This is a genomic window from Afipia massiliensis, from assembly GCF_001006325.2.
Lineage (GTDB): Bacteria > Pseudomonadota > Alphaproteobacteria > Rhizobiales > Xanthobacteraceae > Afipia > Afipia massiliensis_A.
The window spans coordinates 4403800-4425702 of record NZ_LBIA02000001.1 but is presented as its reverse complement, the minus strand read 5'-3'; the positions used below and the strand labels follow the sequence as shown (position 1 = coordinate 4425702).

Genomic DNA, 21903 nt, shown 5'->3' with positions numbered 1-21903 from the left:
GAGCGTCATGCGATGCCGCTCGGGTCGAGCACAGCGGAGTGGCCGTCACGGTGGTGACCGTCAACACCATCATGCTGGTGTTGGCAAACCGCACATAGAATTTCGACGAATGTGCACTGATTTGTTGTCGCGGTGAGCCGTAATTTCTTGACCGATCAACGTCCTGTGGTGAAATTAGCGGCAGCCCATCAAGAGCAATCTGCCGCGCCCTCCCGCGTGGTCTTCCGGCGGCACGTCCGGCGCAGTGGATCGACAGACATCCGATGCCAAGAATTTTTTCCGACCCTGAAGCAATCGCGGACGACATCATTCGCGAGGTCGGGACCAGGCTGGTGGTTGGTCTGCCGCTGGGACTCGGCAAGGCCAACCACATCGTCAATGCTCTCTATCAGCGCGCGGCAAGCGACCGCTCGATCCATCTGACCATTTTTACTGCTCTGACGTTGGAGAAGCCGACGCCATCGGCTGATCTCGAGCGACGATTCATAGAGCCGGTGATCGATCGGTTGTTTGGTGGGTATCCCGATCTGGATTACGCCAGGGCGCTGCATGCCAAAGCACTGCCGCCGAACATCGAAGTCATCGAGTTCTTCTTCCTGGCGGGAAAATGGCTTGGCAATGCCTATCCACAGCAGCACTACATCTCAGCCAACTATACCCATGCGTCGTCGTATCTTTTGACACGTGGCGTGAATGTGATCGCTCAGCTTGTGGCCAAGCGCGTGGTCGACGGCCAGACGCGCTACAGCCTGAGCAGCAACACTGACACGACTCTCGACCTCATGAAGGCGCGCTCGGAAGGCCGCATTGCGTTCAAGATCGTGGCGCAGGTGAATTCCGAATTGCCGTTCATGCCGGGGCAGGGCGATCTGGCTTCCGACGAATTTCATGCGGTGCTCGACAGTCCGGAGACGGACTTTCCGCTGTTTGCTCCGCCGTCGGAGCCGGTCTCCGATACGAAATACGCAATCGGGCTTCATTCTGCGGGACTGATACGGGACGGTGGCACCCTGCAAATCGGCATCGGGCAGGTTGGCGATGCGCTGGCACAAGGCCTGATCGTTCGTCATCGTGACAACAAAGCCTATCGCGAAGTCATGTCGCGGCTCGCACCCGAGCAGCCGCTGCGCGAGGCGGGGCCGTTCACGGCAGGTCTTTACGGCGTCAGCGAAATGTTCGTCGAAGCGTTCCTCGCGCTAATCGACGCCGGAGTGTTGAAGCGTGAGGTCGATGGGGCGTTGCTGCACGCGGCGTTCTTCCTGGGGCCGAAATCCTTCTACCGCGCCCTGCGCGAGATGAAGCCCGGGCAGATCGAACGCATCCAGATGGTCCCGGTGTCTTTCACCAACCAGCTCTATGGTGGCGAAGACGCCAAGCGACATTCGCGCGTTGACGCGCGATTTGTCAACAATGCGATGATGGCGACCTTGATGGGCGCTGCGATCTCGGACGGTCTCGATACGGGTCAGGTGGTGAGCGGCGTCGGTGGCCAATACAATTTCGTGGCGCAGGCATTTGCGCTTGAAGGCGCACGCTCGATGTTGACCCTGGAGTCGACGCGTGGCTCCGGCAAGACAGCGGCCTCGAATATCCGCTGGTCCTATGGTCACACCACGATTCCGCGTCACTTGCGCGATGTCATCATCACCGAGTATGGCGTTGCCGATCTCTGGGGGAAATCGGATGCGGATGTCATCGCAGCAATGCTGTGCGTCGCGGATTCGCGCTTTCAACCCGAACTGATGCGGCAGGCCAAGGACGCAGGCAAGCTGCCGAAGGCCTATGAAATTCCCGTAGCCCATCGCGAGAATTTTCCGGATCGCATAACTGCGGCCTTGAAGCCATCGCGCGACGCGGGATTACTTCCGGCATTTCCGTTCGGCAGCGATTTCACCGATGTTGAGCAGCGGCTGATCCCAGCCTTGCAGATACTCAAAGAAGCGACCGCCAGCAAACTCAGTCTGCTTGAGCTTGCCTGGCAGGGCTTTCGTGCCGGTCCGCCGGACGCGGAAACAGCGGCCGGTCTCGCTCGGTTACAGCTTGACCGGCCTCAATCGTTCTCGGATCGGCTCTATAGGGCACTGGTCAGTGCCGCTCTCGCCCGGAGCCGAAATAACTAGCGGTTTCTGAAATTCGGCTTCCGCTTGTCGATGAAGGCGGCCATGCCTTCGGCGCGATCCTCAAGTGCGAATGTCGCGTGGAACAGATCGCCTTCGACGTTCATGCCCTCCGCGAGGGATGTTTCCAGCGCGCGATTGACTGCGCTCTTCGCCATCGCCGCGACCGGCCGCGACATCGCAGCAATCTTGTCGGCGATTGCAAGCACCTCTTCCATCAGCTTGTCGGCCGGGAAGATGCGGCTGACCAGCCCGGAGCGTTCGGCTTCCGCCGCATCCATCATGCGTCCGGTCAGGCACAGGTCCATCGCCTTGGATTTGCCGACGGCGCGGGTGAGGCGCTGCGTACCGCCCAGCCCCGGAATGGTGCCGAGGGTGATTTCCGGCTGCCCGAACTTGGCAGTGTCTGAAGCGATGATGATGTCGCACATCATGGCGAGTTCACAGCCGCCGCCGAGCGCATAGCCGCTGACTGCGGCGATAGTCGGCTTCTTGCAGGTCGTGACGCGGTCACCACCGATGTCCATGAAGTCCTGGCTGAACATGTCGATGAATTTCTTCGGCTGCATTTCCTTGATGTCGGCGCCGGCGGCGAATGCCTTTTCGTCTCCGGTGACAACGATACAGCCGATGGCATCGTCTTCTTCGAGGTCGTCGATGGCCGTCGCGATTTCGCTGAAGACATCGAAGGAGAGAGCATTGAGCATTTTAGGTCGGTTGATTTTCACGATGCCGACCGCGCCCTTGCTCTCAACGATGATGTGTTCGAATGCCGTCATGTTTTGCCCCTTGAAGAATGTCTGAAAATCAGCGCGTGGCGCGCCGTTAGCCGCAATGTGCCTTCCGGGGCCTGTCTCTGCAAGACCGGCGATGTCAGAACTGATCGTCACCTAAGCAACAAAAACGCCGGTTCGCGGGGTGCGAACCGGCGTTTGCGTCTGATGCAGATGGTGTTTGCGTCAGGCGATCATCAGGCGGGCCGCCGATGCCAGCGTCAGCAGGCTTCCGAAGGCGATGAAAATCTTCCCGATCAACGAGGTTTTGCTCCAGGGATCGCTGTCGTCGGTCTTCAGCACCGGCTTTTCTGCAGTCGAAACCGGCCGCAGGATCTTGCTGCTTGGGGCCGATGGTGACGGTGGGGCCGCAACTGGCGGAGTTGGAGCGATGAGATCTTGCGCCACCGCAGCGTCTGCCGTCGCTGCGCGGTCGGCATCGGTCAACTGGTCAGCGGAAGCGAGTTGCATGCCGTCCACAACAGCAACATCGGTACTATCGAGAGCGGCAATATTCCGTGCCTGGTCAACGGCCAGCGCCTGAGCACGGGCATTGGCCACCGACACCGGCAGCTCGCTCTTGCTCGCATCGGCCACGACCTTGTTCCCTGCGGCCCCCGACTTGTCGGCAGACTTTTCCGCGAGAACTTTAGCTTTCGATGATGCCTTGGACGTTGCTCTTTTAGCTTGCCGCGCCTGGGCCGTTCGGGATTTCTTCGCAGCGTGAGCGCGCTGCTTCTTGAATTTCGACAGAACGATCGGGCGATCGGCGGTAGCTACGCTGCTTTTCGCGGCCTTCGCTGCTGTTGATTTGGCAGCCATTGCGGGCTCGCCCGAAAAGCTCATCCAGATTCCGGCAGCAGCAACCAAGGCCGCTAAACCTGCACTCCTTATCCGCATGGCAATCTCCCCTTTTGCCAGAGTCTCCAGCACAGGGAACAGACCGGTGCGGAATGGCCACAGGACGGCAGAAAAAGGGAATCTTGTGATCTTTTGCCCTAAAAACGACCCAGAGCAGATGCTTCGGGATCGGGTCGCCGGGTTCCCCAACGGCCTTGCTCACGATTGCGTGATTGCAGTTTCTGTCCGTAACACTTTAGGAACAGGAGCGAATTTCCTTGATAGGAGCGCGCGTGCGCGGACGTGAAGACGAATGGACCGATCTGATGCGATCGGCCAATGCCGGAGACAACGCCGCATATCATCGCCTCCTCAAGGCCGTGACGCCGGTCCTGCGAGCAGGGGCGCGTCGTGGCTTGGCACGGGCCGGTCAGCCCGTCGACCAATCCGAGGACATCGTGCAGGACATCTTATTCGCTGTGCATCTGAAGCGGCATACCTGGGATCCGAACGCCCCGTTCGCGCCATGGCTGTTCGCAATTGCACGCAACAAGCTGATCGACGCCCTGCGCCGTCGCGGTCGGCGGATATTCGTCAACATCGACGACTTTTCGGAGACGTTGGCGGGTGCGCCAGTTGAGGAGAGCGTTCCGGCCAGTGAGGTCACAACCCATCTCAACGGACTGCCGAAGCGGCAGCGGGACGTGCTGCAATCGATCGCCGTCGACAGCGCCTCGATCAAGGAGACGGCTGCAAAGCTTTCGATGACCGAGGGCGCAGTGCGCGTGGCATTGCATCGGGGGCTGACGGGCCTCGCAAGCAAACTGCGGAAAGAGTGACCATGGATACCAACGATCTCATCCGCACGCTCGCCGCCGACAACGACGTCCATGAACGCCCTGTCGGCAATCTGCTGCTGGTTGCACTGGTGCTCGCGGTTCCGGTCTCGACCGCGCTGTTCCTTGCCGGGCTTGGTGTGCGGTCTGACGTTATGACCGCCATGCGCAATCCATTCTTCGATCTGAAATTCGTGATCACCATGGCACTGGCCGCGGCCGCCATCGCCATCAGCCTGCATCTGTCGCGGCCTGAAGCCTCGCTTGGACGCTGGGCGTGGCTGCTGGCCATTCCGGTCGGATTGCTCGGCATCGGCTTGATGAGTGAGATGATGATGCCGCATCGCGCGCCGATGTCGACACGGATGATGGGCTCTAATTCGAGGGTCTGTCTTGTAGCCATACCGCTGCTGTCATTGCCGTTGCTGGTGGCCGCGTTGTTCGCCTTGCGCCGCGGCGCGTCATCGCGACCGGCCGTGGCCGGCGCGTTCGCCGGACTGCTGTCGGCGGGACTGGCTGCGACGCTATACGCGGCGCACTGCACCGACGATTCGCCGATGTTCGTAGCGACCTGGTACACGATTGCCATTGGGTTCGTCGCGGCGATTGGCGCGCTCGCAGGATCGCGTGTCTTGAGATTCTAGATTCGCGGTGGCTCAGCGATCGATATCAAGCCGGCTCGGTCTGCGCGGTGTCCTGTCGCATGCGGTAGAAGCGCAGCACTTGCTGGGCAGTGGACGGGCGCAGCATATCGTAGCTCGATTTGTGATCGTCGATAGTCTCGATCTCGGTTTCCGATGTGTCGCCCCCCAATTCAAGAACGAGCTTGAGAGACATCCAGGACAGCCCGGCGACCTTGGCGAGAACCATCAATCCTTCTGAGCGCGACTCGATCATCATGTTTTCGACGGTCGTGACCGGAACGTTCGCACATATCGCGAGCGCGGCACAGGTTTCCTCGAACCGTCCGGCGGCGGCAAATTCGGCAATCTGCCTTTCGTCGAGGCGTCCGTCGTCAGAGAGAGATTTTACAAGCCGATAGGCATGGGCCGCTTTCTCGCCGCCTGCTCCGGGATCGACATTAAGGGCTGCCTGCTTAACGGCCGCCGAGATGTCGTCCGCCGCGCGCGGGTTGGCGGCCTGGAGCCGCTCCCGCACGGAGTCCGAGGCTCTTGCTATCAACTTGAGATAATGCGGCCTCGGAATTCCCCGCCTTGTCCCGAGGCATGTCGCAAGTTCATCATTGCCCTCTGCGCGGGAAACAAGCTCTGTGAAACCCTTGTCCGAAAATTCCGCGCCTGGATTGTTGACTGCGCTCTCGACGACTTCGTTATTGCCGCGTTCGACCAGAACGTCGGTCACCGCGTTGCTCAGAACTTTGCGCTTTGAGATCGCAAGCAGATGGCCTTGGCTTTTGCTGCGCGCGTTTGCGATCAGCATGTCGTCATTCAGTCTTTCCGAATGCGACAGCACCGGCGCAGCAATTTCGATTTCGTCATCGAAAGCCAGCGTATAGATCAGACGTGGCGGAGCTTTAGATACGGGCGCGAGGCGCTTTGCGAGCAGTGATTTGGCGGAGGTCTCGATTTCTTCGATCAGGCAATGAAAGACGTCATCGAAAACCTCAATCTGTTCGTCGGAATAGTCCGCCACACCGTACAGAAAGAGATCGGTGACCCGGCGTAACGTTTCCACGCGGCGCGCGACGGTACCGTGCGCGAGAGCATTTTGCAGTTCATCGAGAAGATTTGCAGGCCGCGCTGTTGGTCTCGAACTCATGACTTTCTGTCCTGGAAACGCCGAAGCAAGGAATGCCAGCCAGGTTCTTGGCTGACGAAAATGTAAACTAGCCCGCGACAACTCGATTCCGCCCCATGTCCTTGGCCTGGTAGAGAAGCCGGTCGGCACGGGCGAGAATGGTGTCCGCGGTATCGTCCGCGCGAAGCGTAGCGAGGCCTGCCGACATCGTGACGCTCATGTCCTGTGAAATCGCGCTCCAGTCGAGGGCCGCTACGATCCCGCGCAGCCGGTCGACGGTGCGCAGTGCGGCGCCGTCCGATGTCTCCGGAAGAATGAGCAGGAATTCCTCGCCACCGTAACGGCCGAATTTGTCGATGCTGCGAATGTTTGCGAATACGGTGATGGCAAAAGCCCGCAACGCTTCATCGCCCGCGGGGTGACCAAAGCGGTCATTGATCCGCTTGAACCAATCGAGGTCGATCAGGGCGACGGCGCAAGGTACATTGCTGCGCCGGGCGCGGATGATTTCCTCGTCGAGGGTCTGCATGATGGAGCGGCGGTTGAGCGATCCGGTTAACTCGTCGAGTTCGGCGAGTTCCTCGATGCGCTGATAGGCTTTCTTCAGTTCGATGCCGCGCCTGTAGAGAGATTCGTGCAACGAACTGCTGAACAGTCCGACGATCATGCCGCGCGCAAGCACGAGAATGAAAACCAGCATGGTCGCGAAGCGCTCCAGCGGCGTGCCGGTAGGCATGCCGATGGGTTTGTCGGTCAGGAGAAACAAGGCCGTCAGGCCGACAGCAGCCGTCGTCCACCCGATGATGGTCTGACGGGGGGTGGATCGCAGGGCGCCAAACGTGAAGACCAGGAAAATCGAGCAGAGGAACAGGCAGCCGACTTCCGGCGCGAAGTACAAGAACACCAGCATGATCATCAGGCTGATGCTGGTTTGCTGCGAGATGAAGTAGTGATCCCGGAACCGGTCGTTCACCTTGGCTTCGGATATCGCGATATACACCGCGACCGACAGCAGCCCGCAAGCCGCGTAGGCCGGTGCAATCACGAAACTGGTGGCGCCAGCGTAGGCGTAGATCAGCAGGATCCCGGCGTCGATCATGTAGCTGACGCCGGTCATATCGAGCATTTGCCGCCGCTGCTTTGCGCGGCGTGCGAGAATCTCTGGTGACAATTCGATCTCGACGGCCGAATGCTTTCGGTCGAGACCGCCTATCAGGGATACGGGGGCCGATGACGTTGCGCCGCGCATGAACTCGCCGTGAAGGAATGCAATGCGGGACTGTAGGCGGGAAAGCCTTTAGGTTTGGTATCATTGGGATGGCGGTGGAAACTTTGAACAGGCCGGCCGTCTCGGGATCGGTCGCCGTTCGCCAGGAATGGTTGAGTTTAGGTAAAAATATACCTCTTTCCGTCACAAGGGCCGGGCGACTTGCCCTTGTTCATGATTCAGGGGCATTTTGCGCATCGCCAATCCGGACAATTTCGGGAAATCGCGAAGATTTTCACCGATTTGATCGAACCTCTTCCCAGTCGCATGCGACCAACCTTGCGAGACGGCCATTGAGTGCAACCCACGCGACATCGGACGAGGTTCTGATCGGTCGCATCGCCCAAGGTGACCGGCTCGCCATGCAGGTGCTTTACGGAAGGCACCATGTACGGGTGTTTCGCTTCTCGCTGCGGCTCGTTCGAAACGAGTCCATCGCGGAAGATCTCATCAGTGAGGTTTTCCTCGATGTGTGGCGTCAGGCCGGCAAGTTTGAGGGCCGGTCCGCCGTTTCTACGTGGCTGCTGGCGATCACCCGGTTCAAGGCCCTGTCCGCCCTCCGCAAGAGGAAGGACGCGGAACTGGACGACGAGACGGCTGCCGCGATCGAGGACACGTCCGACAATCCGGAGGTCACGGCCGCGAAGAAGGACACGAGTAACGCATTGCGGAATTGCCTGACCGCACTTTCGCCAGAACATCGGGAGATCGTCGATCTCGTCTACTACCACGAGAAATCCGTGGAAGAAGTGGCCGAAATCGTGGGCATCCCGGAGAATACGGTGAAGACGCGCCTGTTCTACGCGCGAAAGAAATTGGCCGAGTTGCTCAAGGCAGCCGGCATAGAGCGAGGTTGGCCATGACTGCCACGAGCAAGCAAACCGATCGCGAGCCCACCGAGATTGAGGCTCTGTTGCCGTTCCATGCTGCGGGCACGCTCAACCTGCGTGACGCCCGCCGTGTCGATGAGGCGCTCGCCAGCGATCCCGATCTTGCGCGGCAATATGCGGCGATTCAGGATGAATACGCTGAAACGATCCTGCTGAACGAGAGCCTTGGCGCGCCGTCGTCGCGAGCCATGCAGAAACTGTTCGCCGCCATCGATGCCGAGCCGGCGCGCAAGGGCGCGGCTTTCAATCCTGTGATGCGTATCGCCGGGTTCTTCTCCAGCCTGTCGCCGCGCACGCTGGCTTATGCAGGTGTCGCCGGTGCGGTGCTGGTCCTGCTGCAGGCAGGGGTGATCGGAACCGTGCTGGTCAAGGATCGCGCGGGCGGTAATTTCCAGACGGCCGCATTTCCGGCGCAGTCGACAGCCGGAACGTTTGGTCTGATCCGCTTTGCGCCCGACGCCAAGGCCGACGACATTGCGCAGTTGCTTAACAACTACAACGCGTCCATCGTTTCTGGTCCGAAGGCCGGCATGTTCCGCGTTCAGTTCGGTGACAAGGCCCTGTCAAAGCAGGACGCGGCGCAGCTTATGACGCGCCTCCAGGCTGAAAAGATTATCAGCCTCGTCGTGAGCGCCGACTAGTTCTTGGTCCGGGCATCCGTTCGGATGCCGAGCTAGGTTGTATCCCGGGCTTGGCCGCCGTCCACGGCGTCAAGCTTCGGGAGGAGAGGGGACCTCACCCGCGCGCCCGCGCCGGCGCACGCATAAATTTGCGAGGACGTCAGATGACTGAGACAGGCAAAGGGAAGGGGGATTTCATCCGAAAGGCCCGCCTTATGCGGTCCGCGCGATCGATCGCTGTCGCAGCAGTGATCCTCAGCCTGGCAACCCCGCAGGCATTCGCACAGTACAGCGGCATGAGCATGCGGACAGGTCCCAGCATGAACGTGGGGCCGCGCATCAACATCAATCCGACGATACGGCCCAACATTGGATACGACGGATATGACCGTATCCGTCCGAAACCGCGTCCATATATCGTGCGTGAATACGACGGTCCGCCGGCGGACTATTACGATGACCCGCCGCCTAACTATCGCAAGAAGCAGCAGCCAAATAAAAACGCTGGGAAGAAATCCGCGCCTGTCGCGGCTGATAATACTTACGTCGCGAAGGAAGTATTGATCGAGATCGCTGGTACCCCGACGGATGCGCAGGCCGATGAACTCGCACGGCGTCACCGTCTGACGCGGGTTCAATCGCAAAATTTCCCCCTGACAAACAGCACGTTTTTCCGCTGGCGGATAACCGACTCACGCTCGGTCGATACGGTGGTGCGTGAACTGGTTGCCGGCGGAAACGTCAAGGCGGCGCAGCGCAACAACATCTTCAAGCTGCAACAGGACGCGACCCCCGCGGGTGCAAAATCCCAGGGCGACCCTGTGCAATATGCGCTCGCCAAGATGCGGCTGCCCGAAGCGCATGCGCTCTCGGTTGGTGCGGATGTGACAATCGCGGTGATCGATTCCGGGATCGACGTCACTCATCCTGAATTGGCCGGGGTCATCACCGGAACATTCGACGCATTGAACAATGGCGAAGGGCCGCATCCTCACGGCACCAGCATCGCGGGCGTTATCGCCTCCCATGCACGCTTGATGGGAACGGCCCCGTCGTCGCACCTGCTGGCGATCCGCGCGTTCGGGTCCCAGAAGAGCGGTGCGGAAAGCACATCTTTCCTGATTCTGAAAAGTCTCGACTACGCGCTGGCGAAGAATGCGCGGATCATCAACATGAGCTTCGCGGGACCGCACGATCCGGCGATGGAGCGTGGGCTTGCCGCTGCCGCCGCAAAGGGCATCGTACTGGTGGCTGCCGCCGGCAATGCAGGCGTGAAGTCGCCGCCGCTCTATCCTGCGGCCGATCGCAACGTGATCGCCGTGACGGCCACCGACCAGTCGGATCGGCTGTTCGTGCAGTCGAATCGCGGCAGCTATGTCGCGATCTCGGCACCTGGCGTGGACATTCTGTCGCCGGCGCCTGACGGCAAGTACCAGATGTCGTCCGGCACTTCGCTGTCCGCCGCATATGTCAGTGGCGTGGCGGCGCTGATGATTGCGCGCAACCCTGGGATTTCATCCGCGGACGTCCGTGCCACATTGACGTCGACGGCGCGCGATCTCGGGCCAAAGGGGCGCGACGACCAGTTCGGGGCGGGGCAGGCCGATGCGTTCAGCGCTGTTTCGGCGGTTATACCTGCGCCGGTAGCGGCCGCATCGGACGACACGTCAAAACGCTGACGGTGTCGCAGGGTTTGCGCGAAGCTGACATTTGGCCTGAACCCCGTGCACTTTCCGCTCGACCAATCCCGGTTGGTGACGAAACCTTCGTTCCAGCGGCCTGAACGGTGCGGGCGCCCATCCACCCTCGTGCCGTCCCGGTTCGGCCCGTCCGATGTCCCACGGACGGGCCGTCATTTCTCGGTGCTGCAATCTGGATCACCACTTGGGTGATGGCCGATTTCCTACGAATTTTGCTGCGAAACGTATCTTTGTGAAAGACACTGCGGGCATGCAGAATCAATTGGCGGGAACGGATTTTGTGACCAGGACGGCACTGATATTGGCGTTGGCTCTCGCTTTCTGTCCCGCGTCGCTTTACGCACAGTCGCTCGAGGACCAGATCGGCACCGCGCTGCAAGCGAAGAAACCGCTGACACGCAGCATTACGGCAGTGCCGGACCCGGCGGCTGTCGCAGAGAAGCAGATTGTCGATCGTTTGCGGGCACGCTCGATCAGTGTCGAACCTGCTCAGGCGCCGACTGCCGACGAACGGGCGCAGATCGCGGACATCGCGCGCGACAAGCCGGCCATCGATCTAGAAATCCTGTTTGAATTCAACTCGGCTGACATCAGCCCGAAGGCAGTGCCGGCGTTGGTTGCGCTCGGCAATGCGTTGTCGCGGCAGGATCTGAAGGGATCGGTGTTCTTCATTAACGGCCATACTGATGCTGCGGGTGGTGCGGACTACAACCAGATGCTGTCGCAACGCCGCGCCAATTCAGTGCGGCGCGTTCTGATCGAGCAGTACAGGCTCGTACCCGATACTCTGATCGCGGCAGGCTTCGGCAAGGAGCAGCTGAAGAATCCGGCCAATCCGCTCGGCGAGGAAAACCGCCGCGTGCAAATCGTGAATACCACCGTACAGGCAGCGGCGGGGCGTTGATACCTGAACTCGTGCGGTTCCTGACACGACTAATCCGTGGCGTTGATTGTGAAGCTAACGGTTTTGAGGGGACATATTTGATGAGCGGGTTTGCGGAGGTTGCTCTGCGTGCGTTTAGCATAGCGGTTGCGGCGGGATTGGTTCTCGGCGTTGCCGGACCATCGATCGCACAGGATGCGAAGCCTAAGGATAACGCAGCGGTGGCAAACGCGATCGTTCCGCCATCCGACCCGGTTGCGAAAGCCGCGTTCGATGTTCTCGACAAGCACTGCGCGCGTTGTCATCAGCAAGACAAGCTGGTCGACCGCGAGCGGCCTGCGAAGAACTTCGGCAACGTTCTCCAACTCGATGAGCTTGCCGTCAATCCGCACTATGTCCTGCCGGGAAATCCGCTGGGGTCGAAGCTGTTCCGTCAGATCGTCGACAAGGAGATGCCGTACGACATCTATTACGAGGGCTCGTCGCATGTGCCGCCTTCCGAGGCCGATCTCAAGGCGCTTGAGAACTGGGTCAGTGCACTTGGCGCCAAGGCCGTCGCCAGTTGCGAGACGCACAAGTTCATCACGCCCGACGACATGGCGTCCTTCATGGCGGCGGACCTTGGCAAGCAGCGGCCGCAACGCCGGGCGACGACACGCTACCTGACGCTGACCCATCTCACCAATATCTGCGCCGATCCGGCTGCGATGAAGGTCTATCAGCAGGCTGCGGTGAAGTTCCTCAATTCGCTCAGCCGTTCGTCCGACGTCGTCAAGCTGGAAACGATCGACCCGGAAGGCAGCATCCTGCGCTTCAATCTTCTCGATCTCGGCTGGAAAGCCGCCGACTGGGACAATGTGATCGCAGCCTATCCCTACAACGCCGTGCCGGATTCGGAAGCCAGTCGCACGCTGGCCTCGGGGGCGGCAACGCCGATACCATATGTGCGCGCCGACTGGTTCGCGTTCACTGCGTCGCAGCCGCCGCTCTATGATGTGCTGCTCCAACTGCCGAACACCTTCCAGCAGCTTGCGAGAGAGCAGGGCGTCGATGTCGAGGGAAACATCCGCAACTTCGTCGCGCAGCGTGCTGCATTCCAGCGGTCCGGCGTCAGCCAGAACAATCGCCTGATCGAGCGGCATCCCTCGCGCAGCGGTTTTTTCTGGACCTCGTATGACTTCGCCGGCAACCGCGACCGTCAGAGCCTGTTCGACTTTCCGCTTGGCCCCACTGGCCCGAACGCTTTCCATCATGATGGCGGCGAGACGATCTACAGCCTGCCCAATGGCTTTCAGGCCTACTATCTGAACACGGCGAAAGGCGACCGGATCGACAAGGGGCCGACTGCTATCGTGCGCGATCCGTCGCGCAAGGACTTTTCGGTGACGAACGGCATTTCCTGCATGGGCTGCCACGATCAGGGCATGCGCAAAGCCAAGGACGACGTTCGCGAACTGGTCCTGAAGGGACGGGTCTTCCCGAAGGACGTCCGCGATGCGGTGGAGGGATTGTATCCGCCGCATGCCAGGATGGATGCGCTGATCGAAGACGACGCGAAGCGGTTCGCGGATGCAATGAAGCGCGCAGGCCTCGATTCGACGCTGAAACTGAATGGCATTGAAATGATCAACGCGCTGGCCAAGCGCTACGAGGACGATCTCGATCTGACGATGGCGGCCTCGGAGCTTGGCCTCAAGAAGTCCGAGTTCAATGAAGGCGTCGCGGATGTCGATCAGAAGTACCGGCCGCTGGTCCGGCGGCTGGCGCAGGGAGCGGTTCCGCGCGATCAGTTCGAAGCGTCGTTCCGTGGAATTGCGCCTGATCTCACGGATCTCAAGATCGTTGCCATCAGGAATGCGCGACCGCCCCAGCCCGTGCCACAACCGATTCGCAACAGCGACGACCTGTCCCTGACGTCGGACCGGGACAGCTACCGTCTCGGCGATACGCCGGTCTTTACCGTCGTGGCGCCGCGTGACTGCTTCCTGACCCTGACTGACATCGACGAACGGGGTGAGGGGACCGTGTTGCTGCCGAACACCTTTCAACGGGACAACTTCATCAAGGCCGGCGTGCCGATCCAATTCCCCGGTGCCGGTGCGCCATTTCAGTTCCGGATGAAGGACAAGGGGATCGAGACCGTGACTGCTGTGTGCGCCACCCAGGCGGGGGGCGGCGACCGCATCCAGCACGACTTCAACAAGAACCAGTTCACACCGGTACCGAATTACACCCGGACTCTGGCGCGCTCGATTGCGGTTGAAGCCGTCAAGCCCGGCACGCCCTCTGTGGCGGGGACGACCAATACCGGCTCGGCTGCTGTCTCCGGCCGTGAGCCGCCAGCGGCGGGGTCGCGGACGTCACTCCGCGCCGCGATCAGGCTCCAGGTGCGTTAATCATCAGTGAGTTTTCGGGCCTTCGGTCAGTCCGGGTCACGAAAGTTGCATGTATCTGTGGCAAAAGTTGAGATACGTATTGTGCTTGTTGTGAAGCTTGAGCGATTCGTTGCGTTTGCGTGATTTTCTGAACGTCTTTTTTCAGCGATCTTTCTTGGAATCGAAATGGCCAATTCCGGCGATGCCGATCGTGGGCGAAGTGTCGTAGCGCGCTGGCGCATGCTGGCGGAGCGACGGCTTAATTATCTGATCGAACTTTACGAGACCGGCCGCTGGAAGGTCTATTACAAGGAGCCGGAATTCCTGAAAGTCATTCAGGAGGCCCGGGTGGCGCTGGCCACATGGGAGCAGCTTGCGCCCCCCGATCCGGTTCAGGACAAGCCCGTCGAGGTGGCGATCGCGCAAATGGAAGACGCCGCCGTTCTACCGTCGCCATTCACGCAGATGCCGTCAACGCACGGCGTTGAGGCCCAGGGCGATTTGCGCAAAGCGTGAGGTTCCTTCCTTACCCAGGTCGGCGGTCACGGTCTTCGCATGATCGAGCCCGACGATCGCGGAACCCCTCGATCCTGAAATCAGGTTGTTGCTGACCAATGCCGTGCCGGCGCCGGACACTACCGATACGCCGATCCCGACGAAGGCGTTGCGCACCACGTTGCCGGTGATAGTCACATCGCGCAGGTATCTTCCCCAGCCGGCCATGATTCCGAATGAGGGCGCGTTCTCGATCACGTTGCCAGTGACCGCGGCGTCTGCTTCCACGACGATGCCAATGCCCGCATCATCGTCCGGCGCGGTGCCGATCGGGCGCTTCGGCAACATATTCCGGATGACGTTGCCATGAACGGTCACTATGCGGCCGCCTTCGTTGAAATTCGCCACCGATACGCCGACGGCGCAGATGTCGACGGTGTTGTTGGCGATCACCGCGCCTTCAAATGCGAACTCCGAATAGAGCGCCACCTCGCGGACGTTGCTGACGCTATTGCCGGTGATCTGGATGTTCGATGCCGAGTTGCCGCGCACGGCTGAATAATCGCAGTTGCGGATGCGGTTGCCGCTGACAATGACGTTGCCGGCGCGGAACGCATTGATGGCGTTGCCGTGCTGGCCGGAGCCGCCGGGACCTGCCTTGATGTCATCGATACGGTTGTTGACGACGATGGTGCCGTCATCGCCGATCGTATGACGCAGGATTTCGATGCCGTTGTCTGACGCGTCCTGAATGGTGTTCTGCGCGACCAGCAGCCCAAGCGCGTCGAACGACGTGAATGCCGTGCTCGCTGTCTTGCGGATGGTGTTGCCGCTGACTTCGCCCGCGATGGTTTCGAACCAGATGCCGTTTCCGCCGCTGCCGACGATGTCGCAGTCCTGGACACGGACATCGAGGCCGTTCTGGAAATGCACCAGCCCGCGCCGGTTGGGGAGTTTGATTCCGGAGCCGTCGAGCGTGAGGCCGGTGAGGGCGATACTGCTCGCGCCGTCGCTGCCGACCAGCGACGATCCGCCCGTGAATTGCAGCACCGTCGCGCCGTGGACGCCGATAAGCCGGGCGCCATTCGGCAGCTTCAATGCGCCGGTGCGATAGATTCCCGGCGGCAGCGCCAGTGGTACCTGAGCATTGGACGATTCATTGATGGCACGCTGGAGGGCGCGGGTCTGGTCGTCGGGACTGTTCGGCCGCACGCCGTATTGGGTGGCGTCACGGCCGAGCGTGGATGTCAGCGGGGCGGCGCGTGCGGGCGCAGGTGCTGTTGTCAGCGCACCTGCTGCCGCGCCGGCGGCGGTAGCGTTGATGAGATTGCGGCGGCTGATGTCCATGCGGCGGCCCGATCGGTCTGATTGCGTTTCCGAACGGGAATCGCATCGTAAAGACCTAATGCAGGAATACAGCGAACGATGCCCACGTACGCGCATTCGCGTACGATTGTCGACGGTAGGGTTAATGGAATCGAGATTGAGAACCGCTCAAATCGGCGCGTTGTGCGGCGTAAACAGCCGGCCTTTTTCAACCACGAACACGACAGCAAGCGCGACGGCCGAACTCAGCAATCCGCCGGTCGCGAGCGGAACCAGCGTGCCGTCATAGTACTGGCCGATCGCGGTGCCGATCACGATTCCGATCAGCGTTGTGATCGATCCGAACAGCGACGAGGCGGTTCCTGCTATATGTCCCTGAGGCTCCATCGCCAGCGCGGCAAAATTGGAGAACATCAACCCGAATGTAAACAGGCTGCCTGTGGCGAGGATCATGAACAAAGTGAGAGAAAGCCATCCGGTGAGGGCCGCGGTCAGCATGACGGTGGCGATAGCCAGTTGGCCGACGAGGGCGATATGCGAGATCATACGCATGCCGTAGCGGCCGACAATGCGCGAGTTCACGAAGCCGGCGACAGCGATCCCGATGGCAATTGCGGCGAAGGCGAGCGGGAAGTAATGGCCAAGCCCGTAGATGCCGGTGAAGATTTGCTGCGAAGACAGAACGTAACCGAACAGGATGCCCTGCACGCTCCCGGCGGCCAACGCGTAACCAAAGGTTTGCCGGTTCTTGATTGTCTGAAGAAAGTTGCTTGCCACCTCGCCAACGGCGAGGGATTTGCGCTCGGTGAGCGGCAATGTTTCCGGCAGGCGAATGATGATCCAGCTCAGCGTCAGCACGCCATAGACCAGCAGCACGATGAAAATGCCGTGCCATTCCGCGAGCAGCATGATGGCCTGGCCGAATGACGGAGCGATCACCGGCACCGAAATGAAGATCATCATGGCCAGCGACATCACGCTCGCCATGCGGCGGCCGCTGTAGCAGTCTCGCACGATGGACGTGGCGATCACCCGCGCCGCCGCCGTGCTGAGCCCCTGCAGGCCGCGCGCGAGCAGCAGCGTCTCAAAAGATGGCGCGATAATCGCGAGCAGACTGGCGATGCCGTAGACGATCAATCCGCCGATCAGGACCGGCCGCCGTCCGAAGCGATCCGCCAGCGGCCCGATGATGAACTGGCCGGCGCCGAAGCCGGTCAGGAACACGGAGAGGACGGCCTGCACCCGGTTGGCGTTGCTGATGTGGAATGCCGAGACCACGTCAGGGAGGGCAGGCAGCATCAGATCCATGGCCAGCGGATTGAGCGCCATGATCGCAGCCACGATGGCCACGAACTCGCGGAAGCCCATCGGGCGATGGGTCGATGAAACCCAAGCGTTGGCACTGGTATCGGTCATGAAGACATCGCTCGCGCAGAGAGGAGTTCTTCACTTAGGCTCCGATATTGCGTCGCACAACGCCGCTTACCGAATGGCTGCCAGCCGGATTTGCGGCCGAAAATCAGTTTGCCCGATGCCGCGCCAGACGTGCCATTTCCATAAGCACAGCCTCGCCTGCATCCACCAGTTGCTCAAACGTCACCCGGTTCGGCGAACCTGCGCGGCGTTCCACTGTGCCGCGCGGCACCAGCGGAACATGGATGAAGGACGCGAGGCGGGGCCCGTTTTCTGCGCGTGTCAATTCAATCGCACGCCAGCTCAGATAGTTGCAGAGATAGTATCCTGCGCTCAGCGAGGCGCGGGCATCGACACCGGTCTGCTGCGCAGCGCGCAGCAGTTTCAGCGTGTGCGGTCCGAAACGCCGCGTTGAATCCAGGCCGCTGACGATGGTCCGGCTGCGAACCTGCGTGTGTTCGGCGTCCGGCCAGATTTGCGTGACGGTGTTGCGCGCACGGGTCTCGACGCGCACGTACGGCGAGCGTGTCGCGAGCCCGAACATCAGCAGTGCATCGGGGCGATGAGTTGCGATCAGCGCGGGCAATTCGCGATCGACCGCGCTGTAGGTCACCGGAAAGATGTGTCCGATCCGCTCGATACCGTCGAGCACCGGGCGGCGCAGGCGCAGCAGTCTTTCGACGAGCTTCTCTGTGGGATTGTAGGGAGCGCCCGGAAAAGGCTGAAAGCCGGTGACGAGAATGCGCGGCTTGTCGCCCATCACTAGTGTCCTGAATCCGAAGTTCGCCTCATTTGCAGCGCGTTCCATAGCGAACTTCGGATTCTAAAGGACACTAGAAAATAACAATTCTAGTGTGGTTTTGGTTCGCAAGTCCGTAAATGGGCGTGCTGAGTAAATATTACGGACTTGCGAACCACCACACTAGTCCAGCAGCGCCGAAATGGTTTCCGCTGCGACCGCGGGCGTCATGCGGCCGTTGGCAACGGCGGCTTCGGTTTGCTTCACCTTGGCGCGGATCGCCGGATCGGATCGCAGCCGCGCGTGCAGCCGGTCTTCCAGAATGGTCCACATCCACTTGACCTGCTGATGACGCCGCCGGGTTTCGAAGTCGCCGGACGCGATCATCGCGGTGCGATGTGCGAGGATTTTCTCCCACAGCGCGTTGATCCCGTCACCGGTCAGGGCAGAATAGGTGAGGACCGGCGGAAACCAGTGCTCCGAGCGCGGCGCGAGAATATGAAGCGCGGCGTTGTACTCGGCGGCGGCGGCTTTCGCGCGCTTGAGATTGTCGCCGTCGGCCTTGTTGACGGCGATCATGTCGGCAAGCTCGACAAGGCCTTTCTTGATGCCCTGCAATTCGTCGCCTGCGCCCGGCAGCATCAGCGCCAGGAAGAAATCGGTCATGTCGCAGACAGCCGTTTCCGACTGGCCGATGCCGACGGTTTCCACCAGCACCACATCGAAGCCGGCGGCTTCGCACAACAGCATCGCCTCGCGGGTCTTGGCAGCGACGCCGCCGAGCGTGCCGGACGACGGGGAAGGGCGGATGAACGCATTGTCCTCGGCGGAAAGCAGCGCCATCCGCGTCTTGTCACCGAGGATCGAGCCGCCGGTTCGCGCAGACGACGGATCGACTGCCAGCACGGCGACCTTGTGGCCCTTTGCGATCAGCGCCATGCCGAGCGCATCGACGGTTGTGGATTTGCCGACGCCCGGCGAGCCGGTGATGCCGACGCGAACCGCCTTGCCGGTGAGCGGCAGCAACGCCTGCACCAGTTCGCGCGCCTGCGCCTGATGGTCGGCACGGCGGCTTTCGATCAAGGTGATGGCGCGCGCGAGCGCGGCGCGATCGCCGGAGCGCACGTCGGAGGCGAGGCGGGACGCGCTATCGGAATTCATCGCCTGAGCCGGCATGGACGACCGTGTTCCACCCGTTGCTCACTCCGCCGCTTCGCTGGAGTGCCCGAGCCGCGCGTTGAGCTTGCGGATCAATTCTTCCGCCGCGTCCGCGATCACGGTGCCCGGCGGGAAGATCGCTTCGGCGCCCGCCTTGTAGAGCTCATCGTAATCCTGCGGCGGGATCACGCCGCCGATAATGATCATGATGTCTTCGCGGCCGCGCTTCTTCAGAGCTTCCTTCAACTCCGGGACGGCGGTGAGGTGTGCCGCCGCCAGCGACGACAGCCCGAGCATGTGGACGTCGTTCTCGACCGCCTGACGTGCGGCTTCGTCGGCTGTCGCGAACAGCGGCCCGATGTCAACGTCGAACCCGACGTCGGCGAAAGCCGAGGCGATCACCTTCTGCCCGCGATCATGGCCATCCTGACCGATCTTGGCGACCAGAATGCGCGGCCGGCGGCCTTCCGCATCCTCGAAAGCATCGATGAGGGCTGCAAGTTTTTCGACCCGGTCGGACATGGTGGCGGCCTCGCGCTTGTAAACGCCGGTAATGGATTTGATTTCGGCGCGATGACGGCCAAACACCTTCTCCATCGCATCGGAAATTTCGCCGACCGTGGCTTTCGCGCGCGCCGCATCGATGGCGAGCGCCAGAAGGTTGCCGTTGCCGTCGCCTGCGCTGCGGGTCAGCGCCGCGAGCGCCGCATCGACGTCCGCCTGCTTCCGCTCGGAGCGAAGGCGCGACAGCTTGTCGATCTGCAGGCGGCGCACGGTGGAGTTCTCCACCTTGAGCACGTCGATAGCGGCTTCGTTCTCGGGCTTGTATTTGTTGACGCCTATCACGGATTGCTTCCCCGCGTCGATGCGCGCCTGCGTCTTCGCGGAAGCTTCCTCGATGCGAAGTTTCGGAACACCGGCTTCGATGGCCTTCGCCATGCCGCCGAGTTCCTCGACCTCCTGAATATGCGCCCAAGCCTTGGCGGCGAGATCGTGGGTCAGGCGTTCCACATAATAGGAACCGCCCCAGGGATCGATGATCCGCGTGGTGCCGCTTTCCTGCTGCAGGAACAGCTGTGTGTTGCGTGCGATGCGCGCGGAGAAATCCGTCGGCAGGGCCAGCGCCTCGTCGAGCGCGTTGGTGTGCAACGACTGGGTATGACCCTGCGTCGCCGCCATCGCTTCGATGTTGGTGCGAACCACGTTGTTGAACACATCCTGCGCGGTCAGCGACCAGCCCGAGGTCTGGCAATGCGTGCGCAGCGACAGCGAGCGCGGGTCCTTCGGATTGAACGGCTTCAGGAGCTTGGCCCACAGCAGCCGGGCCGCGCGCATCTTGGCGACTTCCATGAAGAAGTTCATGCCAATGGCCCAGAAGAACGACAGCCGCGGTGCGAAGCGATCGACATCGAGTCCGGCGGCCAATCCGGCGCGGAGATATTCGACGCCGTCAGCCAGCGTATAGGCGAGCTCAAGATCCTGCGTCGCGCCGGCTTCCTGCATGTGATAGCCGGAAATGGAAATCGAATTGTACTTCGGCATCTTCTGCGACGTGTATGCGAAGATATCGGAGATGATCCGCATTGAGGGCGTCGGCGGATAGATGTAGGTGTTGCGCACCATGAACTCTTTCAGAATGTCGTTCTGAATCGTGCCCGACAGTTTTTCCGGCGGCACGCCCTGTTCTTCGGCCGCCGCAACGAACAGCGCAAGGATCGGCAGCACCGCGCCGTTCATGGTCATCGACACGCTCATCTGGTCGAGCGGGATGCCGGCGAACAGCGTACGCATGTCGTAGATGGAATCGATTGCCACACCGGCCATGCCGACGTCGCCGGAGACGCGCGGATGATCCGAGTCATAGCCGCGATGGGTGGCGAGATCGAACGCGACTGAAAGGCCCTTCTGACCCGCTGCGAGGTTGCGGCGATAGAAGGCGTTAGAGTCTTCCGCCGTCGAGAAGCCTGCGTACTGACGCACGGTCCACGGCTGGTTGACATACATGGTCGGGTAGGGGCCGCGCAGATAGGGCGCGATGCCGGGCCAGGTGTCGAGGAAGTCGATGCCTTGCAGATCGACCTCGGAGTAGCCGGGCTTCACCAGAAGGCCTTCGGGTGTCAGCCACGGTGCAGCGCTGCTTTCGCCGCCCATGATGGCAGCGGGTTCGAATGCAACGTCTGCGAAATTCGGAATGCGGGTCATTCTGCTGTCTCAGGTTTGCGCGCAATCATCGTGGTGACGCGCGGCTACGTATTATGGTCTGGATGCTGATAGCTGACAATGCTGCCGGCTTCGGCAGAACCGGCAGCTTCCGAGGTTGTCTTGCCGGGAAGGTTGTGCAGATGGCTGATCCAGGCAAGCTTCGATTCAACGCCAATTTGATAGGTCGGAATGACGTGATCCGGCCGATCGAAAGCACCGGTCAGCAACTCGATCACCGTACCGTCAACCTTGCGATAGCTGAGCGGCGTTCCACAGGCCGCGCAAAAATCGCGCGCCGCCAACGATGACGAGCGAAACGTCGCCGGCGTGCCGCGCGTCCACGCGAAATCGCCATGCGGTATTTCAACGAACGATGCGAACGGTCCGGCCACCGCCTTCTGGCACATCCGGCAGTGGCAGACGCTGATCCGTCCCGGTTTGGAGTAGGACGCAAAACGCACAGCGCCACATTGGCAACCGCCGGTGAGAACGGGAACTCGTTCCTTCATGG

Annotated in this window: 19 protein-coding genes; 9 read left to right on the top strand and 10 right to left on the bottom strand. The window is 61.1% G+C overall.

The genetic code is table 11. From position 1 onward, the window contains the following. The first annotated feature begins 263 nt into the window (after nt 1-263). On the top strand, nt 264-2120 hold the full coding sequence (locus YH63_RS21270; RefSeq protein ID WP_046830252.1) for an acetyl-CoA hydrolase/transferase C-terminal domain-containing protein: 1857 nt from the start codon (nt 264-266) through the stop codon (nt 2118-2120). Here YH63_RS21270 and YH63_RS21265 read toward each other — a convergent pair. Both YH63_RS21265 and YH63_RS21260 read right to left on the bottom strand, forming a co-directional pair. Beyond that, nucleotides 2117-2896: an enoyl-CoA hydratase gene (locus YH63_RS21265; RefSeq protein WP_046830251.1), complete on the bottom strand. Its 780-nt coding sequence runs from the start codon at nt 2894-2896 to the stop codon at nt 2117-2119. The genes YH63_RS21270 and YH63_RS21265 overlap by 4 nt on opposite strands. 180 nt (nt 2897-3076) lie before the next feature. Then, on the bottom strand, nt 3077-3940 hold the full coding sequence (locus tag YH63_RS21260; protein ID WP_246658101.1) for a hypothetical protein: 864 nt from the start codon (nt 3938-3940) through the stop codon (nt 3077-3079). An 83-nt stretch (nt 3941-4023) separates the two neighbouring features. Here YH63_RS21260 and YH63_RS21255 point away from each other — a divergent pair, with 83 nt between their 5' ends. Further along, the gene (locus tag YH63_RS21255) at nt 4024-4569 is read left to right on the top strand and encodes a sigma-70 family RNA polymerase sigma factor (RefSeq protein WP_046830249.1); all 546 of its coding nucleotides are present in this window, start codon (nt 4024-4026) and stop codon (nt 4567-4569) included. 2 nt (nt 4570-4571) lie between these two features. Further along, complete coding sequence (locus YH63_RS21250; RefSeq protein ID WP_046830248.1) at nt 4572-5210, top strand: NrsF family protein; 639 nt, start codon at nt 4572-4574, stop codon at nt 5208-5210. Nucleotides 5211-5235: 25 nt separating this feature from the next. Here YH63_RS21250 and YH63_RS21245 read toward each other — a convergent pair whose 3' ends face one another. After that, on the bottom strand, nt 5236-6345 hold the full coding sequence (locus YH63_RS21245; RefSeq protein ID WP_046830247.1) for a DUF2336 domain-containing protein: 1110 nt from the start codon (nt 6343-6345) through the stop codon (nt 5236-5238). A gap of 67 nt (nt 6346-6412) precedes the next feature. After that, complete coding sequence (locus tag YH63_RS21240; RefSeq protein WP_170978725.1) at nt 6413-7573, bottom strand: GGDEF domain-containing protein; 1161 nt, start codon at nt 7571-7573, stop codon at nt 6413-6415. Between the two features lie 311 nt (nt 7574-7884). Between YH63_RS21240 and YH63_RS21235 the strand changes: the two genes are divergently transcribed. The 6 genes from YH63_RS21235 (at nt 7885) to YH63_RS21210 (ending at nt 14575) form a co-directional block, all read left to right on the top strand. Next, nucleotides 7885-8454 (top strand): sigma-70 family RNA polymerase sigma factor, encoded by a 570-nt coding sequence (locus YH63_RS21235; RefSeq protein WP_046830246.1) that lies wholly within the window; start codon nt 7885-7887, stop codon nt 8452-8454. Continuing rightward, entirely contained in the window at nt 8451-9122 is a 672-nt protein-coding gene (locus YH63_RS21230) for a hypothetical protein (protein ID WP_046830245.1), read from the top strand. The genes YH63_RS21235 and YH63_RS21230 overlap by 4 nt, the downstream gene beginning before the upstream one ends. Before the next feature lie 194 nt (nt 9123-9316). After that, nucleotides 9317-10780: a S8 family serine peptidase gene (locus YH63_RS21225; RefSeq protein ID WP_246658100.1), complete on the top strand. Its 1464-nt coding sequence runs from the start codon at nt 9317-9319 to the stop codon at nt 10778-10780. Nucleotides 10781-11081: 301 nt separating this feature from the next. Continuing rightward, nucleotides 11082-11705 (top strand): OmpA family protein, encoded by a 624-nt coding sequence (locus tag YH63_RS21220; RefSeq protein WP_246658099.1) that lies wholly within the window; start codon nt 11082-11084, stop codon nt 11703-11705. 80 nt (nt 11706-11785) lie between these two features. Beyond that, nucleotides 11786-14080, top strand: a complete 2295-nt coding sequence (locus YH63_RS21215; protein ID WP_046830243.1) for a DUF4384 domain-containing protein — start codon at nt 11786-11788, stop codon at nt 14078-14080. Between the two features lie 165 nt (nt 14081-14245). Then, complete coding sequence (locus tag YH63_RS21210; protein WP_046830242.1) at nt 14246-14575, top strand: TIGR03809 family protein; 330 nt, start codon at nt 14246-14248, stop codon at nt 14573-14575. Here the strand turns inward: YH63_RS21210 and YH63_RS21205 are convergent. The 6 genes from YH63_RS21205 to YH63_RS21180 form a co-directional block, all read right to left on the bottom strand. Next, entirely contained in the window at nt 14531-15901 is a 1371-nt protein-coding gene (locus tag YH63_RS21205) for a TIGR03808 family TAT-translocated repetitive protein (protein ID WP_046830241.1), read from the bottom strand. The genes YH63_RS21210 and YH63_RS21205 overlap by 45 nt on opposite strands. Nucleotides 15902-16048: 147 nt before the next feature. Next, nucleotides 16049-17296, bottom strand: a complete 1248-nt coding sequence (locus YH63_RS21200; protein WP_046830240.1) for a multidrug effflux MFS transporter — start codon at nt 17294-17296, stop codon at nt 16049-16051. 103 nt (nt 17297-17399) lie between these two features. Next, complete coding sequence (locus YH63_RS21195; protein WP_046830239.1) at nt 17400-18053, bottom strand: pyroglutamyl-peptidase I; 654 nt, start codon at nt 18051-18053, stop codon at nt 17400-17402. A 162-nt stretch (nt 18054-18215) separates the two neighbouring features. Further along, complete coding sequence (gene meaB, locus YH63_RS21190; RefSeq protein ID WP_246658098.1) at nt 18216-19193, bottom strand: methylmalonyl Co-A mutase-associated GTPase MeaB; 978 nt, start codon at nt 19191-19193, stop codon at nt 18216-18218. 39 nt (nt 19194-19232) lie between these two features. Further along, a complete protein-coding gene (scpA, locus tag YH63_RS21185) occupies nt 19233-21392 on the bottom strand; it encodes a methylmalonyl-CoA mutase (RefSeq protein WP_046830237.1) in 2160 nt (719 codons plus the stop codon). 44 nt (nt 21393-21436) lie between these two features. Continuing rightward, nucleotides 21437-21901, bottom strand: a complete 465-nt coding sequence (locus tag YH63_RS21180) for a GFA family protein (RefSeq protein WP_046830236.1) — start codon at nt 21899-21901, stop codon at nt 21437-21439. Nucleotides 21902-21903: the final 2 nt, after the last annotated feature.

Bases quoted from the DNA above. Each gene is read 5' to 3' on its own strand.
- YH63_RS21270 (WP_046830252.1), top strand. From the start codon at position 264: ATGCCAAGAATTTTTTCCGACCCTGAAGCAATCGCGGACGACATCATT.
- YH63_RS21265 (WP_046830251.1), bottom strand. From the start codon at position 2,896: ATGACGGCATTCGAACACATCATCGTTGAGAGCAAGGGCGCGGTCGGC.
- YH63_RS21250 (WP_046830248.1), top strand. From the start codon at position 4,572: ATGGATACCAACGATCTCATCCGCACGCTCGCCGCCGACAACGACGTC.
- YH63_RS21245 (WP_046830247.1), bottom strand. From the start codon at position 6,345: ATGAGTTCGAGACCAACAGCGCGGCCTGCAAATCTTCTCGATGAACTG.
- YH63_RS21240 (WP_170978725.1), bottom strand. From the start codon at position 7,573: ATGCGCGGCGCAACGTCATCGGCCCCCGTATCCCTGATAGGCGGTCTC.
- YH63_RS21230 (WP_046830245.1), top strand. From the start codon at position 8,451: ATGACTGCCACGAGCAAGCAAACCGATCGCGAGCCCACCGAGATTGAG.
- YH63_RS21225 (WP_246658100.1), top strand. From the start codon at position 9,317: ATGCGGTCCGCGCGATCGATCGCTGTCGCAGCAGTGATCCTCAGCCTG.
- YH63_RS21215 (WP_046830243.1), top strand. From the start codon at position 11,786: ATGAGCGGGTTTGCGGAGGTTGCTCTGCGTGCGTTTAGCATAGCGGTT.
- YH63_RS21210 (WP_046830242.1), top strand. From the start codon at position 14,246: ATGGCCAATTCCGGCGATGCCGATCGTGGGCGAAGTGTCGTAGCGCGC.
- YH63_RS21205 (WP_046830241.1), bottom strand. From the start codon at position 15,901: ATGGACATCAGCCGCCGCAATCTCATCAACGCTACCGCCGCCGGCGCG.
- YH63_RS21200 (WP_046830240.1), bottom strand. From the start codon at position 17,296: ATGACCGATACCAGTGCCAACGCTTGGGTTTCATCGACCCATCGCCCG.
- YH63_RS21195 (WP_046830239.1), bottom strand. From the start codon at position 18,053: ATGGGCGACAAGCCGCGCATTCTCGTCACCGGCTTTCAGCCTTTTCCG.
- meaB (WP_246658098.1), bottom strand. From the start codon at position 19,193: ATGAATTCCGATAGCGCGTCCCGCCTCGCCTCCGACGTGCGCTCCGGC.
- scpA (WP_046830237.1), bottom strand. From the start codon at position 21,392: ATGACCCGCATTCCGAATTTCGCAGACGTTGCATTCGAACCCGCTGCC.
- YH63_RS21180 (WP_046830236.1), bottom strand. From the start codon at position 21,901: ATGAAGGAACGAGTTCCCGTTCTCACCGGCGGTTGCCAATGTGGCGCT.